General features: G+C 59.4%; 11 protein-coding genes and 3 tRNA genes. 10 read left to right on the top strand and 4 right to left on the bottom strand.

Annotated elements, in window-relative coordinates; genetic code table 11:
- Window positions 1-317: 317 nt before the first annotated feature.
- A complete protein-coding gene (gene epmA / locus CYR52_RS06290; RefSeq protein ID WP_072927382.1) occupies window positions 318-1,295 on the top strand; it encodes an elongation factor P--(R)-beta-lysine ligase in 978 nt (325 codons plus the stop codon).
- 68 nt (window positions 1,296-1,363) lie between these two features.
- Here epmA and mscM read toward each other — a convergent pair whose 3' ends face one another.
- The 3 genes from mscM to rsgA form a co-directional block, all read right to left on the bottom strand.
- On the bottom strand, window positions 1,364-4,702 hold the full coding sequence (gene mscM, locus CYR52_RS06285) for a miniconductance mechanosensitive channel MscM (RefSeq protein ID WP_101828202.1): 3,339 nt from the start codon (window positions 4,700-4,702) through the stop codon (window positions 1,364-1,366).
- Window positions 4,703-4,727: 25 nt separating this feature from the next.
- The gene (asd, locus tag CYR52_RS06280; RefSeq protein ID WP_072927005.1) at window positions 4,728-5,606 is read right to left on the bottom strand and encodes an archaetidylserine decarboxylase; all 879 of its coding nucleotides are present in this window, start codon (window positions 5,604-5,606) and stop codon (window positions 4,728-4,730) included.
- A gap of 166 nt (window positions 5,607-5,772) precedes the next feature.
- Window positions 5,773-6,813, bottom strand: a complete 1,041-nt coding sequence (gene rsgA / locus CYR52_RS06275) for a small ribosomal subunit biogenesis GTPase RsgA (RefSeq protein WP_072927007.1) — start codon at window positions 6,811-6,813, stop codon at window positions 5,773-5,775.
- 183 nt (window positions 6,814-6,996) lie between these two features.
- Here rsgA and orn point away from each other — a divergent pair, with 183 nt between their 5' ends.
- The 4 genes from orn to CYR52_RS06255 all read left to right on the top strand — a co-directional run bounded on the left by orn (window position 6,997) and on the right by CYR52_RS06255 (window position 8,095).
- Window positions 6,997-7,542: an oligoribonuclease gene (gene orn / locus CYR52_RS06270; RefSeq protein WP_072927009.1), complete on the top strand. Its 546-nt coding sequence runs from the start codon at window positions 6,997-6,999 to the stop codon at window positions 7,540-7,542.
- 190 nt (window positions 7,543-7,732) lie between these two features.
- Window positions 7,733-7,808: transfer RNA gene (locus tag CYR52_RS06265), tRNA-Gly, on the top strand.
- 88 nt (window positions 7,809-7,896) lie between these two features.
- Window positions 7,897-7,972, top strand: a tRNA-Gly gene (locus CYR52_RS06260).
- Window positions 7,973-8,019: 47 nt separating this feature from the next.
- A tRNA-Gly gene (locus CYR52_RS06255) sits at window positions 8,020-8,095 on the top strand.
- A gap of 297 nt (window positions 8,096-8,392) precedes the next feature.
- Here the strand turns inward: CYR52_RS06255 and queG are convergent.
- Window positions 8,393-9,547, bottom strand: a complete 1,155-nt coding sequence (queG, locus tag CYR52_RS06250; RefSeq protein ID WP_072927010.1) for a tRNA epoxyqueuosine(34) reductase QueG — start codon at window positions 9,545-9,547, stop codon at window positions 8,393-8,395.
- On the opposite strand from queG, the gene nnr reads away from it, so the two are divergent.
- The 5 genes from nnr (at window position 9,546) to miaA (ending at window position 16,140) form a co-directional block, all read left to right on the top strand.
- Entirely contained in the window at window positions 9,546-11,057 is a 1,512-nt protein-coding gene (gene nnr, locus CYR52_RS06245) for a bifunctional ADP-dependent NAD(P)H-hydrate dehydratase/NAD(P)H-hydrate epimerase (protein WP_101828201.1), read from the top strand. The two genes, queG and nnr, sit on opposite strands and share 2 nt — an antisense overlap.
- 13 nt (window positions 11,058-11,070) lie before the next feature.
- A complete protein-coding gene (tsaE, locus tag CYR52_RS06240; protein ID WP_072927013.1) occupies window positions 11,071-11,541 on the top strand; it encodes a tRNA (adenosine(37)-N6)-threonylcarbamoyltransferase complex ATPase subunit type 1 TsaE in 471 nt (156 codons plus the stop codon).
- 66 nt (window positions 11,542-11,607) lie between these two features.
- A complete protein-coding gene (gene amiB / locus CYR52_RS06235) occupies window positions 11,608-13,251 on the top strand; it encodes an N-acetylmuramoyl-L-alanine amidase AmiB (protein WP_241521481.1) in 1,644 nt (547 codons plus the stop codon).
- 44 nt (window positions 13,252-13,295) lie between these two features.
- Window positions 13,296-15,206 carry a DNA mismatch repair endonuclease MutL gene (gene mutL / locus CYR52_RS06230; RefSeq protein ID WP_101828199.1) on the top strand — a complete coding sequence of 637 codons (1,911 nt, stop codon included), beginning with the start codon at window positions 13,296-13,298 and terminating at the stop codon, window positions 15,204-15,206.
- Window positions 15,199-16,140, top strand: coding sequence for a tRNA (adenosine(37)-N6)-dimethylallyltransferase MiaA (gene miaA / locus CYR52_RS06225; protein WP_072927017.1), 942 nt, complete (start codon window positions 15,199-15,201; stop codon window positions 16,138-16,140). The genes mutL and miaA overlap by 8 nt, the downstream gene beginning before the upstream one ends.
- Window positions 16,141-16,184: the final 44 nt, after the last annotated feature.

The raw sequence follows: 16,184 nt of genomic DNA, 5'->3' as shown, positions 1-16,184 counted from the left end.
GGACATCAGCGGCCTGCCCGCGGGCGGGCGTGCCGGTGAAATGAAGGCTCAGCGCCGGCAATATAGGCCTGCTTTTTATAAGGGAACCGAGTATAACGAAACAAAAATGCGTAAATATTGATGCGATCGAGGGTTTATCCCGATCGCCGCAGCCGTTTTGCGGCAGGGATCGGAAAAGTGTAAACCGCTCTCAAACCGGCTTGCCCTGTTACCCTGAAGGGGCGAAGCGGTAAACCCCGGCAGGATAAAACGCCGCATTTGTTTGCTGTCCGGGTTACAGGTAGACTGCACCCCTTTTGAATTCGGAGTGAATGACCATGAGCGAAACGGCAAGCTGGCAACCCAGCGCTCCTGTCGCCAATTTGTTGAAACGTGCCGCGATCATGGCTGAGATCCGCCGGTTCTTTAGCGACCGCGGGGTGCTGGAAGTGGAAACCCCGGCCATGAGCCAGGCAACGGTGACGGATATCCACCTGGTTCCTTTCAAAACTGAATTTGTTGGGCCGGGCGCAGCCGGGGGCATGCCGCTCTACCTGATGACCAGCCCGGAATACCATATGAAGCGCCTGCTGGCAGCCGGCAGCGGCCCGATTTTCCAGCTCTGCCGCAGCTTCCGCAACGAGGAGTCCGGGCGCCATCACAACCCGGAATTCACCATGCTGGAGTGGTACCGCCCGCACTATGACATGTACCGCCTGATGAACGAGGTGGATGACCTGCTGCAACAGGTGCTGGACTGCAACAGCGCGGAGTCGCTCTCTTACCAGCAGGCGTTTACCCGCCATCTGGATGTAGACCCGCTGTCAGCAGACAAAGCGCAGTTGCGTGAGGCGGCGAAAAAGCTCGATCTGAGCAACATCGCGGAGACCGAAGAGGATCGCGATACTCTGTTGCAAATGCTGTTCGCCTTCGGGGTGGAGCCGCATATCGGGCTGGATCGCCCAACGTTTATTTACCACTTCCCGGCCAGCCAGGCGGCGCTGGCTGAGATCAGTACGGAAGATCACCGGGTCGCTGAGCGGTTTGAGGTCTATTACAAAGGCATGGAGCTGGCGAACGGTTTCCGTGAACTCACAGACAGCAATGAACAGCGCCAGCGTTTTGAGCAGGATAACCGCCGCCGGGCGGCGCGGGGCCTGCCGGTGCATCCGGTGGACCACAACCTGCTGGACGCCCTGACGCATGGGATGCCGGAATGTGCCGGGGTCGCGCTGGGTGTGGATCGTCTGATCATGCTGGCACTGGGTGCTGAGCGCTTAAGTGAAGTGATTGCGTTCTCCGTAGAACGCGCCTGATCAACAGGCTGTCGGTGCAATAAAAAGGGGCTGAAGATTCAGCCCCTTTTTTATGGTCAGTGGAAACGTCAGAGATCGCCGGTGGAACGTTGCTGGCGGCTGACCGAGCTGACGGTGGTGTTTCCCTGCTGGCTGCGGTGCAGTGTATCCGTCCGTACCTGGAAAGGCGGGAAGGGCAGGGTAATGCCGTGCTCACGGAAGGCCGCCAGAATCAGCTGGTGGATCTCATGGCGCAGCGGCATACGGTGTGCCATCTCCCCGGCGTGCATACGCATCTCAAAGAGCTGGATGCCCTGCTGGATATCGACCAGGTAAACTTCCGGCTCCGGGTTGTCCAGCACCAGGCTGCACCGGCGCGCGGCGCTGAGCAGCAGGTTTGTCACCTCTGCCGTATCAGCCTCAGCCGGGGCCGGCACCGTCAGCACCACACGGGTCACGGAATCAGACAGCGACCAGTTGATGAATTGCTCGGTGATAAACGCCTTGTTCGGCACGATGATCTCTTTGCGATCCCAGTCTGAAATGGTGGTGGCACGGGTATTGATTTTGGTGACGCTGCCGGTCAGGTTGCGGATCGTCACGGTGTCGCCGATGCGGATCGGCTTCTCAAACAGGATGATTAACCCCGAGATAAAGTTGGCGAAGATCTCCTGCAAACCAAAGCCCAGCCCCACACCCAGCGCGGCCACCAGCCACTGCAATTTTGACCACTCGATGCCCAGCATGGAGAAGCCGGTCAGGCCACCGAAAAACAGCAGCACATATTTGGTGATGGTCAGAATGGCGTAACCGGTGCCCGGCGTCAGGTCGAGATGCTGAAGCAACGCCAGCTCCAGCAGCGCAGGCAGGTTACGCACCAATTGGGTGGTGATGATCAACACCAGGATAGCGATCAATACCGATCCCAGGGTGATCGGGTGGACATTCTCAACCCCTTTCACCGTTTCAGTCACATCCCACAGGTGGATGTTTTCCAGGAAGCTGAACGCGGAGTGGATCTCAGACCAGAGGACGATCACCGAGATCAACGCCACCAGCGTCAGCAGGGATCGCACCAGCCGCAGGGACTGGGCGCTGATCGCGTCCAGATCCACCACTGGTTCCTCGATCTCAATCGTGCCTTCGCTGCTGTTGGCGTGCGCCACGTCCTCTTCCCCGCGCGCCCGCTGTGCCAGAATGTCTGCCCGCCGCTGTTTCGCCCGGTCAAAGGCGATGCGGCGGCGCTGGATAAGCATACCGCGGCGTACAATGTGGTACACCACCAGCAGCAGGAACCAGATGGCCGCTGAGGTTTCCAGCCGCGCCAGCAGCGCCTGAGAGGTCGCCAGGTAACCCACTGCGGAGGCCAGGGCCGCAATCAGCGGGGCGGAGAGGAAGAACCACCACAGCGCTTTATTGCAGAGGTTTTCCCCCGATCCCTCTTTGTTCAGGTAGAGCGGGATACCGGCACGGCTCAGGCTGTGGGTCACGATACTCAGCGCCACACAGACCAGGATGAAACAGAGCCTCCCCAGCGTGGTGGCGAATTCCCGATCATTCAGGTTATCGAAGGTGATCAGCATCATGATCAACGGCACGATAAACCAGATCGAGAGCGTGTAGTAACGCATGGCGCGTGACACGCTTTTTTGCGGCCAGCCAAAGTGGGTGATAAACAGCCCGCGTGGATGGGCGAAAGACGCGCAGATCATAAAGGCCCACAGCAGCGGCAGCGTGGCGGTCACGCCATCCCCTATCGCGACGGCCATCGGGTAAGGCCAGGCGTTGCGCAGGCCATAGCCGAGGGCGGCCCACAGCACCGGCAGCGGCAGCGCCACCAGGATAGACCAGAACACGGTGCGCAGCGTCAGGCGGAACTGATCCTGCGTGACCTTGCCGACCCGGCTATGGGCGCGCTCCATAAACGCCGCATAATGGCGGCGGGAGCTGATGCTGATGATCACCAGAATCAGCGCCCCAAAAATAGGCATCAGCGTTTCGCGGCTGGTCACCATCATCAGTGATGCGCCGCTGAGCTGCGTCAGCGTATCCAGAGAGAGCAGGCGCGTCAGGTCACGCGCGACCTGTACCGGGTAGGCAAAGCCTATCGGGCTGACATCCGCCACCCAGAACAGGTAGCGGTGCGCGGCATCTTTGATCTCATTGAGCGCGTCCACCAGCTGGCTGTTGGCCACTTTCAGTTTGGTCAGCTCCAGGATCAGGGTGTCACAGCCTGAAAGCAGGGAGTTGAGCAGATCGCGCTGGGTGCGCAGTTGCGCATCCAGGATCCGTTGCTGCGACGCCGACAGGGCGCTGCCGTCATCTTGTTTGGCCTGGCGCAACTGCGCCTGCCTGTCCAGCAACTCCTCATAATGCAGGCGCTGCACCCGCAGCTGGGCCATGTCCCGGTCGAGCTGTTGCGGCTTCGGCATCTCCGGCAACCGCGCCACCTGCGCCCGCAGCGTTTCCCCCAGCACGTTGGACGAGCCGAGCCACTGCGCCTGCTCCTTGATGGTGGTCAGCGCCTGACGGACCTGAAGAGTCTGAGCCGCCGCCTGGCGCTGCTGGGAGGAGATCAGATCCATCCGCTGCGCCTGCTCATTCAGTGCCATAGAGAGTTCACGGTTACTCTGCAATTGGGTACTGATGACCTTCGGCAGATCGCCGCTCTGTTCCGCCAGCAGCTCCGTGCGCTCCAGCGCCTGTTCCGCCTCACGCTGGCGCTGGCTGTTGAGGATATTGCGCAGCTCCTGCAATTGCGCATCCAGTCGGTCGTGGCGGTGCTTATACAGCGCTGAGCGGATGCGTGACAGCTCCTGCCGGTTATTGGCCGACAACTGCGCCAGTTCCAGCTCATCAACTTTCGCCTTGCGCGCCGTGGCCTCAGCCTGCAGTGCATAAAGCTGTGCCTGTGCCAGCGGAGTGGTGGGGGCGCCCTGGGCCTGCAACTGGGCATCAATGTCACTCAGCACCCGGCGCGCTTCAGACTGCTGCTGCGGGATCTGGCTCAGGGAATCACTGATGTCACGCGAGGCATCCTGCTCCTGCTGCAACTGGCGGCTTTGATCCAACAGCTGGCTGCTGACCTGCAAAATCTGCTGTTCGAGGTCAGTGGCGGGCAGGTTCTGGTTAACGTCCAGCGGCTTTTCACTCTCCTGCGTCACTTGCTGGCGCAGGGTCTGGGTCAGGTGCGGGAAGTCATCGATGATTTTCTGGTACTGGGCAGCCCGGACGGCGGAAGCCCGGGCTTCACTGAGCCAGTTAAGGGCGCTTTGCAGCGCCTGGACAATCTCAGCCTGATTTGGCGCGCCCTTATTGGCTTCTGCCTGTTTCAGCTCTTGTTCAAGCTGCCCCTGGTCAGGGGGGGATGCCGCATACAGCGGCAGGGAAAAGAGCAGACTGATCAGCAGGGCAGCGAGGAAACGCACGGGGGAATTCCTTTGGTAAAAACAGTTACGGCGCCGGGGAGGGGAGGATTTCAGCAAAAGGTGCGCCCATACGGGTCACACTGCCGTTGGCCAATTGCGGCTCAAGGCGTACTTTTCCGGCCGGGAACAGGTTAATCACCGTCGACCCCAGTGCGAAGTGCCCCATCTCCTGGCCTTTTTCCAGCGTCACCGCGCCTTCAATGCCGGCCGGTGCGTACGTCCAGCGCTGGATAATGCCCGGCCGCGGTGGGTTAATGATGCCGGCCCAGACGGTGGAAATACTGCCGACAATCGTCGCACCGACCAGAATCTGCGCCATCGGCCCGAATTCGGTGTCAAATACACAGATAACCCGCTCATTACGCGCAAACAGGTTCGGCACGTTGGCCGCTGTCAACGGGTTCACCGAAAAGAGGTCGCCCGGCACGTAAATCATCTCACGCAGGGTGCCGTCGCACGGCATGTGTACGCGGTGGTAGTCACGCGGGGCCAGGTAGGTGGTGGCGAACAACCCGTCATGGAACTCGGCAGCCAGCATATAGTTCCCGGCCAGCAGCGCTTCCAGGCTGTAGTAATGCCCTTTGGCCTGGAAAATCTGGCCATTGTCGATGGGGCCAAGCTGGCTTATCACGCCGTCCGCCGGCAGGCAGACCTGCTGCGGCAAGGCAACGACCGGGCGCGCGCCGTCACGCAGCGGGCGGATAAAGAATTCATTGAAAGAGCGGTAGGCAGAAATCTGCGGCTGTTGCGCTTCCTGCATATTCACTTTGTAGTGACGCACAAACAGATTAATGACCAGTTGCGTCAGCGCGCCGGCCTGTTTATTTGCCCCCCAACCAGCCAGGCGGGTAAGCCACTGTTTAGGAAGAAGGTACTGTAATTTGATTTTGATACTGTCCAGCACAGATGCCTCTCAATAGGATGTGACATGCCTCGGGATAAGGGGCGCGCATTGTAGCGGCGCAGGGCATGGTGTTCAATATTTGTCTGGTCTCCAGACGTGAAGCGCCGCCGCCTTACGGCAGCGGCACAGAGTCTGTTCCTTCAGACAGGGCGCGAAAGCGTGCGCGTCAGAGCTCGTCAGCGCTTTTGCGGACTTTGACTTCCGCCATGCTTTCCAGGATACGGTGGTAATTCTCGAAGCGCTCTCTGGCAATCTCGCCCCGTTCAACCGCCGCCCGGATGGCACAGCCTGGGTCACTGCCATGTTTGCAGTCACGGAATTTACAGCCGCCCAGATAGTCGCGGAACTCAATAAACCCTTGGGTGACCTGCTCCGGTGACAGATGCCACAGGCCAAACTCACGCACGCCCGGCGAGTCAATCACATCGCCGCCATATTGGAAATGGTACAGGCGGGATGCGGTGGTGGTATGTTGCCCAAGTCCTGAGACATCGGAAACGGCATTTACCTGAATTTGCTTTTCCTCCGGCGGCAGCAGGGCGTTCAGCAGGCTTGATTTGCCGACGCCGGACTGCCCGGCAAAAATGCTGATGCGGTCTGTCAGCGCCTGTTTGAACGCTTCCATGCCTTCGCCGGTCTGGCTGGAGACATTCAGCACGCGGTAGCCGATACGCTGGTAGATACCCATTGCCTCATCCACTGCGCGGCGGCCGGCGGCGTCCAGCAGGTCGATCTTGTTTAAGACGATCAGCGGCTCAATTTCGACCGTTTCACAGGCCACCAGATAGCGGTCGATGATATTCAGCGACAGCTCAGGCAGGATCGCCGAGACAATGGCGATCTGGTTAATGTTTGCGGCGATCGGTTTTACGCCGTCATAAAAATCGGGCCGGGTCAGCACCGACTCGCGCTCATGCACCGCCTCAACGATGCCCTTGGCACTGGTATTTTCCTCTTTGCCCGCGCGCCACACCACCCGGTCGCCGGTGACCAGCGATTTGATGGTGCGCCGGATGTTGCAGCGATGCTGGGTGCCGTCGGCGGCTTCAACATCTGCATGCATGCCGAAGCGGCTGATCACGATCCCCTCTTGCGGATCGCCATGCAGGGAATCATCCAGCTCCTTGCGGTTGTCTGTTTTCAGACGCCGCTGGTGGTTGGCGGATACACGACGTTGTTGACCTTTAGACAGTTTGTTCTTACTCACTGCGCCTCACTTAAACCGGCTTTTATCGCTCGTTGCGACCAAAAAGACTATGATACACGCTATTTTATATTAATTAACCGTTCACCGTATGGCTGGTGAATGACTTCCCCGTGAAAAAAGCGCGACGCCAGGCAGAGGGCTATACAGCCGCTGCGCTGGCCCGGCGCAGGTGCAGGAAAGACTATGACGCAAAATGAAAACCACCTGATCTGGATCGATCTGGAAATGACCGGGCTGGACCCGGAGCGCGATCGCATCATTGAAATCGCCACGCTGGTCACGGATGCCAACCTCAATATTCTGGCAGAAGGGCCGGTGATGGCGGTTCGCCAGAGCGACGCCCAGCTGGCCCTGATGGACGAGTGGAATACCCGCACCCACGGGGCAAGCGGCCTGACCGAACGGGTCAAACAGAGTGCGTTTGATGAGCGGGCAGCCGAACTGGAAACGATTAAATTCCTGCAACAATGGGTGCCGGCCGGCAAGTCACCGATCTGTGGGAACAGTGTCGCACAGGATCGCCGCTTCCTGTTCAACTACATGCCGGAGCTGGAAGCCTATTTCCATTACCGCTATCTGGACGTCAGCACCCTGAAAGAGCTGGCACGGCGCTGGAAGCCGGAAATCCTGGCCGGTTTCCAGAAAAAGAATACCCACCAGGCGCTGGATGACATCCGCGAATCGGTGGCTGAACTGGCTTACTATCGCGAGCATTTTATTCAGCCATAATTTTTTTTACCGCTGAAAACGCGTTGTCGGTGGTTTAGTATACAGGGGTTGCTGCATAATTCATCGCCTTGGCGATTTATGCAGCAATCAAACAAAAAAAGCGATTTTTTGATTCCAGGGGCTTGCAGCAAAAAGGAATTCTCGTATAATGCGCACCCCGTACCGATGAAGAATTTCGTTAGTATGCAGAGCGGGAATAGCTCAGTTGGTAGAGCACGACCTTGCCAAGGTCGGGGTCGCGAGTTCGAGTCTCGTTTCCCGCTCCAATTTCATCTTCTGATATCAGCGTGATGAAACAGCAGTACGCAGTAAAGAGTAAAAAGCAGTACGCAGTAAACGTCATACCCATGCGACGCGGGAATAGCTCAGTTGGTAGAGCACGACCTTGCCAAGGTCGGGGTCGCGAGTTCGAGTCTCGTTTCCCGCTCCAAATTTTACTTACCGGCACCGACGGTAAGCGCACGATGTACCTCCTATGCGGGAATAGCTCAGTTGGTAGAGCACGACCTTGCCAAGGTCGGGGTCGCGAGTTCGAGTCTCGTTTCCCGCTCCAAATTTTTCTCCCTACTTTTTCTTTCCACCCTACCGGGTTGGTCTTCCTGTCCCTTATCCCTGTTTAGCCAAAATTTGTTTTAAACAGAGTTATCCACAATTTAAGCGCTTTTTTTAACCAGTTTATTTTTTATGCATATCAAATAAAATAAAAATAATTACTTGATATATCTGGTTAATTTTATTGTATGAAAACGTTATACCGATCACTTGATGTTTTTTTCCCACTTGATTGGCAAGCTGTTTTTGTTTTTATACACAAGCGGTGGATAAGTGAAACGGTGGATAACTTTCTGGTTCAGGCGTCCCGCGGCAGCCCTTTTTCCACTGCGCGCACCAGCCGTTTCTGTTGGGGCAGCTGGACATCAATCTTCATTGCTTCACGTTTCGTCAACTGCTGGTCAATCGCCCAGTGGATATGTTCATCCAGCATTGGGTCCTGGCCGAGCCGCTGTTGCAGCGCCAGCACAATCTCTGCCTGATAGGCTGCATTGCCCAGCGCTACCGAAACATTGCGCAGCCAGCGCAGGTGCCCAATCCTGCGAATCGCCGATCCTTCCGTCACCCGCAGGAATTTCTCCTCGTCCCAGGCAAACAGGGCCAGTAGCTCCGGCGCATGCAGGGCCGCCCGCGGGCTGAAATCTTCTTCGTCAGTTAACTGGGAAAAGCGGTTCCACGGGCAGATCAGCTGGCAATCATCACAACCATAAATGCGGTTACCCATCAGCGGCCGGAACTCTTCCGGGATTGCCCCTTCCAGTTCAATGGTCAGGTAGGAGATACAGCGCCGGGCATCCACCGTATAAGGCGCCACGATCGCGCCGGTGGGGCAGGTAGTCATGCAGGCGACACACTTTCCGCACTGCTCCTCTTGCGGGGAATCCACCGGCAACGGCAGATCGATCAGCAGCTCGCCCAGAAAGAACCAGGAACCGGCTTCGCGGTTAAGGATGAGTGAGTGCTTGCCTACCCAGCCAATCCCGGCTTTGGCCGCCAGCGGGCGCTCCATAATCGGGGCAGAGTCCACAAACGGCCGGAAGCCCACGTCGCCGCCGCCCTGTTCCGTACACCAGGCCTGGATCTGATCCCCCAACTTTTTCAGCCGCTGGCGCAGCAGCTTATGGTAATCACGCCCCAGGGCGTAACGGCTGACATAACCCAGCGACGGGTTTTTCAGGGTGCTGGCAAACGCCGCTTTGGCGGGCAGGTAGTTCATCCGCACGCTGATCACCCGCAGTGTGCCGGGCAGCAGCTCATGCGGCCGCGCGCGCAGCATCCCGTGGCGCGCCATCCAGGCCATCTCACCGTGGTACTGTTTATCAAGCCACGCCTGCAATTTCGGCTCCTCCAGCGAGAGATCGGTGTCACAGATACCGACCTGCTGGAAGCCTAGCGATTGGCCCCATTGCTTGATATGTTGGGATAACTGATGGAGATCGAGAGGGAAAGTCATGGCAAACCAACGTGAGAAACAACACGCCACCAGTTTACCACACTCTGTGTTCAGCGCAGACTGGGTTCGCGCTGCGGAAAGCCGCGCAGCTGAACAGACCGGTACCACCCTGTATGGCCTGATGGAGCGCGCCGGGCAGGCGGCGTTTCAGCTGGCCTGCGAACATTATCCGCAGAGCCGCCATTGGCTGGTGCTGTGCGGGCACGGCAATAACGGCGGTGATGGTTATGTGGTGGCCAGGCTGGCACGCGCTGCGGGCTTGCAGGTAACGGTTATCGCCGTGCCGGGAGAGCGCCCGTTGCCGCTGGAGGCCGCACAGGCACGTGAGGCGTGGCTGGCGGCGGGCGGTGAAATCGCCGTGCCGGAGAGCCTCTGGCCCACAGAGAGCGATCTGATCATTGACGGCCTGCTCGGCACCGGCCTCACCTCCGCCCCGCGTGCGCCGTATGACGCGCTGATTGACGCCGTGAACCGCCATCATACCCCGGTGCTGTCGCTGGACATTCCCTCCGGCTTGCTGGCTGAAACCGGCCAGGCACCCGGCAGCGTGGTGCGCGCCGCCCATACGCTGGCCTTTATCGCCCTCAAACCCGGCCTGCTGACCGGGCAGGCGCGTGACTGGGTCGGGCAGCTTCACCATTCTGCGCTAGGCTTATCACAATGGCTGGAAAAACAACGGGTCACCGTCGAGCGGCTGGATGCCGGAAGCCGCACCCGCTGGCTCCAGCCGCGCCGCCCCTGTTCCCATAAAGGCGAGCATGGCCGCCTGCTGGTGATAGGGGGCGACCACGGTTTCGCCGGGGCGATCCGGATGGCGGCTGAATCCGCATTGCGCAGCGGTGCAGGGCTGGTGCGAGTACTTACTCACAAAGAGAACATCGCGCCGCTGCTGACCGCCCGGCCAGAGCTGATGGTGCAGGAACTGAACGATAAAACGCTGGCCGACGGCGACGCCTGGGCCGACGTGCTGGTGATTGGGCCAGGGCTGGGGCAATCCGCATGGAGTAAAAATGCGCTGGCGGCCTTAAGGAAAAGTAACAAACCTGCGTTATGGGATGCTGACGCGCTAAACCTGCTGGCAATCACCCCGGATAAGCGTCAGAATCGCGTCCTCACGCCGCATCCGGGCGAAGCGGCCCGCTTGTTGGGCTGCGGCGTCAAAGAGGTTGAAAGTGATCGCTTACTTTCAGCCCGGAAGCTGACAGAGTGCTATGGCGGCGTGGTGGTATTGAAAGGTGCGGGAACGGTAATCGCTGATGAGTCAGGCGGGTTGGCTATCGCCGATGTCGGGAATGCCGGCATGGCATCAGGTGGGATGGGTGACATTCTTTCCGGGATTATTGGTGGGCTGCTGGCCCAGAAATTGTCTCCGTTTGATGCCGCCTGTGCCGGATGTGTGGTGCATGGCCATGCGGCCGATCTGGTTGCCTGCCGCCAGGGCACCCGCGGGCTGCTGGCGACTGACTTGCTGCCGGTTATCGCGCAAAGTGTTAATCCAGAGTTGAAATAAACGACATAACTTAATGAAAGAACTTATTTTATCTCTGCCGGATGAGGCAGCCACCGTGGGGCTGGGGGCGCAATTGGCCCAGGCCTGCACGCGTTCCAGTGTGATCTATCTGTTTGGCGACCTGGGTGCCGGGAAAACCACCTTCAGCCGCGGCTTTCTTCAGGCGCTGGGGCATCAGGGCAACGTCAAAAGCCCGACCTATACGCTGGTCGAGCCTTACATGCTGTCGCCGCTGGCGGTGTACCACTTTGACCTCTACCGGCTGGCCGATCCGGAAGAACTTGAATTCATGGGTATCCGTGACTATTTCTCTCAGGATGCGGTGTGTCTGGTCGAGTGGCCGCAGCAGGGGGCCGGTGTCCTGCCGGAACCGGATATTGAACTCACACTGACGTATACCGAAAACGGACGGCAAGCCACGCTGCATGCGGTGTCTGAGTATGGCCGCGGGCTGGTGCAACATGTTGCTGATCAACAGGGATAACCAGCAATGATGCAGGGAATCAGCCGGATTATCCGGCGGACATTATCGCTCAACCCACCGGCCCGGATGCGGCGCTTTGCAGCCCTGATCCTGGCCGTGGCGGGCCTGGCCGGGCCGCTTCAGGCCTGGGCCGCCAACCTGAAAGACATCCAGGTCACCAATGGCGCGCAGCAATCCACGGTGACCCTGAGCTTTGACGGCAAGCCGGCTTACGCCTTTTTCCCGCTGCACAACCCTGAGCGGGTGGTGATTGACATCAACCAGAGCGGGGTGATCTCCGGGCTGCCGCTGGAATTCAGCGGGCAGAATCTGGTGAAGCGCATCCGTACCAGTACCCCAAAAGATGCCCAAAGCATCCGGCTGGTGGTGGAACTGACCGGAAAAACCCGCACACGGACGGCCACGCAACAGAACGGCCGCCTCTCAAGCGTGGTCTTTACGCTGAGCGGGCAGGGCAGCAGCAGCACCGTCAGCCGCAGCGCACCCGCGGCGCCGGTACGCAGCAAGCCGCCGGCAAACAACCCTTTTGATAACAATAAGATCACGGCGGTGACCAGCGGCAGCACCTCGACCCGCACTGCCAGCCCCACTACGGCCTCTGAGCGCATTGTGGTGGCGATCGATGCCGGGCACGGCGGGCAGGACCCCGGCGCTATCGGCGCAAATGGGCTGAAAGAGAAAAATGTCACCATCGCCATTGCGCGTAAACTGCGCGAGAAGCTGAGCCGCGACCCGATGTTCAGGCCGGTGCTGACGCGTGACGGTGACTATTTTATCTCGGTGATGGGGCGTTCTGATGTCGCGCGTAAGCAGGGGGCCAGTATGCTGGTGTCTATCCATGCCGATGCTGCCCCCAACCGCAGCGCGTCAGGGGCGTCTGTCTGGGTGCTCTCCAACCGGCGCGCCAACAGTGAGATGGCAAACTGGCTGGAGCAGCACGAGAAGCAGTCTGAATTGCTGGGCGGTGCCGGTGACCTGCTGGCCAACAACGCGGATGATCCTTACCTCAGCCAGGCTGTGCTGGACCTGCAATTCGGCCACTCACAGCGTGTGGGCTACGATGTGGCGGTGAAAGTGCTGCGTGAGTTGCAACATGTCGGCTCGCTGCACAAACGCCGCCCGGAACATGCCAGCCTGGGCGTACTGCGCTCGCCGGATATTCCGTCACTGCTGGTGGAAACCGGCTTTATCAGTAACCGGACTGAGGAGCGGCTGCTGGGCAGCAGCGCGTATCAGGATAAGATAGCTCAGGCGATTTACAGCGGCCTGCGCACTTATTTCCTGGCGCATCCGTACCAGACCGGCCCAAAGGTTGAAAACCGGCCGCTGAGTGCGTCAGCGGCCGGCAGCGAAAGCGCATCGGAGCCGGTGGTGCACGGCACCAGCAGCAAAAAGGCCAAAGTGCATGTGGTGAAACGCGGGGAAACGCTCTCCGGTATTGCCCAGACTTACGGCCTCTCCGCCAACGCACTAAGCCAGTATAATCACCTGAAGAAGCCGGGCGTCTGGACAGGCCAGCGCCTGAAGATCCCGGCCGGTTCAGGCAGTGTGACCGCCGCCCCTTCACGCCCGGCGCGGCATAAAGTGGTGCGCGGTGATACGCTGTCCGCGATTGCCGCGCATTATGGCGTCAGTATGAGTGACATCAAGCGCGCCAATCGCCTGAAGTCCGGCGAGGTGCAGCTTGGCCAGACACTGATTATTCCCTGATCACCCGTTTCTCTGCGGCGTGATTCTTCTTATCAGGAGCGTGCATGGCGATTCAGGTGTTGCCTCCCCAGCTTGCCAACCAGATTGCTGCCGGCGAAGTGGTTGAGCGCCCGGCCTCGGTGGTGAAAGAACTGATTGAAAACAGCCTGGATGCCGGCGCCACGCGGATCGATATTGAGATTGATCGCGGCGGGGCCAGGCTTATCCGCATCCGTGACAACGGCAGCGGCATTCCCCAGAAAGAGCTGGCGCTGGCACTCGCCCGCCACGCCACCAGCAAAATCAGCTCGCTGGACGATCTCGAGGCGATCATGAGCCTGGGGTTCCGCGGCGAAGCCCTGGCCAGTATCAGTTCCGTCTCACGCCTGACGCTGACCTCACGCACTGCTGAGCAGAGCGAGGCGTGGCAGGCGTATGCAGAAGGGCGTGATATGGAGGTCACGGTAAAACCGGCGGCCCACCCGGTCGGTACCACGCTCGAGGTGCTGGATCTGTTCTACAACACTCCGGCGCGGCGCAAATTCATGCGCACCGAAAAAACCGAATTTGGTCACATTGATGAAGTGGTGCGGCGTATTGCGCTGGCCCGGTTTGATGTGGCGATTACCCTGAGCCATAACGGCAAAATCATGCGGCAGTACCGCGCCGCGAAAGATCCTTCCCAGCATGAACGCCGGTTGGGGGTCATTTGTGGCCCGCAGTTCCTGCAACATGCGCTGGCGGTCTCCTGGAGCCACGGTGATCTGTCGATCCGTGGGTGGGTGGCCGATCCGGCCGGATCACGCGCGTTGACGGAGATGCAGTATTGCTACGTGAATAACCGCATGATGAAAGACCGGCTGATCAACCATGCCATCCGGCAGGCGTATCAGGATCAGCTGAAAGATGATCAACTGCCGGCGTATGTGCTCTATCTTGATATCGATCCGCACCAGGTGGATGTAAATGTCCATCCGGCCAAGCATGAAGTGCGGTTCCATCAGGCGCGGCTGGTGCATGACTTTATCTATCAGGCGGTGGTCAGCGTATTGCAGGAAGCGGGTACCGCCGCTTTGCCGCTGCATGAAGATGCTGCGCAAGTGCCGGAGTTGCCGCGCTGGCAACCGGAAACCCGGCAGGCCGCCGGCACCAGCCAGTTCTCAGCGCCGGCGGCACCGCGCAGTGAACCTCCGGCCGCGTCCATGCCGGCGCAGCGCGGCGGCCAGGCCAGAGAGCCTTCAGGCGGGCAGTATGGCGGCCGCCCGCCGTCAGACACCCCGGCCTATACCCGCCGCGAAGGGGAGCTGTACCGTAAGCTGCTGCAACCGGCCGCGGAAGGGGCTGCCAAAGAGGCACCGCCCGCTGCACCGGTTCCGCCTGTTCCGGCGAGGCCGCCCCGGGAAGAGGCCCTGCAAGGGCATAGCCAGAGCCTTGGCCGGGTACTGACGGTGTTTCCGCCCTGTTACGCGGTGCTGGAGCGCCCCGGCCAGCTGGCATTGCTGAACCTGCCGGTGGCAGAGCGCTGGCTGAAACAGGCACAACTGCTGCCGCCGCCGGAAGGGTTACGCCCGCAACCGTTGCTGATCCCCGTTAAGCTGACGCTCAGCAAACAGGAGGCCACGGCGGCCGGGCATTATCAGCCGGTGCTCCAGTCATTGGGCATGGAACTGGGCGTGGACCACGGGCGGGCCACCCTGCGCGCGGTGCCTTTACCGTTACGCCAACAAAATTTACAAAAGTTGATACCAGACCTGTTAGGCTATCTGGCCTCTGCGCCGGATCTGACGGCGGCGCAGGTCGCCACCTGGCTGGCTCGCCACCTCGGCAGTGACCATGAGGTCTGGAACACTTCGCAGGCGATCCAGTTACTGGCAGAGGTTGAACGCCTTTGCCCGCAGCTGGTGAAATCACCGCCGGCGGGCCTTTTGCAACCAGTACAACTCGCGGATGCCATCGCTTCTTTAACGCATGACTGACTTACACGATAAGACCGCCCCAGCGGCAATTTTCATTATGGGCCCCACCGCATCCGGCAAAACCGCCCTGGCTATGGCGCTGCGCCAGCAGCTGCCGGTTGAGCTTATCAGCGTGGACTCGGCGCTCATTTACCGCGGCATGGACATCGGCACCGCCAAGCCCACGGCACAGGAGCTGGCGCAGGCGCCGCACCGCCTGATCGATATTCGTGATCCGGCGCAATCTTACTCCGCCGCTGATTTCCGGGCCGACGCGTTAAACGAAATGGCAGAGATTACCCGCCGGGGCAATATCCCGCTGCTGGTGGGCGGAACCATGCTCTATTTCAAAGCGTTACTGGAAGGGCTTTCTCCCTTGCCGCAGGCGGATGCCGCCGTTCGCCAACGCATTGAAGCGCAGGCGCAGGAACAGGGCTGGGAAGCACTTCATGATCAATTACGTGAAATCGATCCCACTTCTGCCGACCGCATTCATCCGAATGATCCCCAGAGACTCTCCAGAGCACTGGAAGTTTTTTTTATTTCGGGTAAAACTTTAACAGAACTGACAAAAATTTCGGGTGAAACGCTGCCCTACCGCGTTCAACAGTTTGCGATTGCGCCGACCCGGCGCGAATTGCTGCACCAACGGATTGAACTGCGTTTCCAACAGATGCTGGATGCCGGGTTCGAAGATGAGGTGAGGGCACTGTTTGCCCGCGGCGATTTGCATACGGATTTGCCTGCCATTCGCTGTGTCGGTTACCGCCAGATGTGGTCTTATCTGGCCGGTGAAATTAGTTACGATGAGATGGTTTATCGTGGTATTTGTGCGACGCGCCAACTGGCTAAGCGGCAGATGACATGGCTGCGCGGCTGGGATTCTGTAGAGTGGCTTGATACGGAAAAACCGGAGGCAGCGCTGGATCGCGTGCTTCAGGTTGTTGGTGCATAGGCCGGATGTTTGTGTACAATTGATTGGTACTCAGCGCGCAAATT

It is taken from the genome of Chimaeribacter arupi (genome assembly GCF_002858805.1).
Classification (GTDB): Bacteria; Pseudomonadota; Gammaproteobacteria; order Enterobacterales; family Enterobacteriaceae; genus Chimaeribacter; species Chimaeribacter arupi.
This window is presented reverse-complemented; position numbering and strand designations above follow the sequence as displayed.

Excerpts from the sequence above, each read along its gene's own strand:
- miaA (WP_072927017.1), top strand. The coding sequence starts at position 15,199 with ATGACTGACTTACACGATAAGACCGCCCCAGCGGCAATTTTCATTATG.
- queG (WP_072927010.1), bottom strand. The coding sequence starts at position 9,547 with ATGACTTTCCCTCTCGATCTCCATCAGTTATCCCAACATATCAAGCAA.
- nnr (WP_101828201.1), top strand. The coding sequence starts at position 9,546 with ATGGCAAACCAACGTGAGAAACAACACGCCACCAGTTTACCACACTCT.
- mutL (WP_101828199.1), top strand. The coding sequence starts at position 13,296 with ATGGCGATTCAGGTGTTGCCTCCCCAGCTTGCCAACCAGATTGCTGCC.
- amiB (WP_241521481.1), top strand. The coding sequence starts at position 11,608 with ATGCGGCGCTTTGCAGCCCTGATCCTGGCCGTGGCGGGCCTGGCCGGG.
- orn (WP_072927009.1), top strand. The coding sequence starts at position 6,997 with ATGACGCAAAATGAAAACCACCTGATCTGGATCGATCTGGAAATGACC.
- epmA (WP_072927382.1), top strand. The coding sequence starts at position 318 with ATGAGCGAAACGGCAAGCTGGCAACCCAGCGCTCCTGTCGCCAATTTG.
- tsaE (WP_072927013.1), top strand. The coding sequence starts at position 11,071 with ATGAAAGAACTTATTTTATCTCTGCCGGATGAGGCAGCCACCGTGGGG.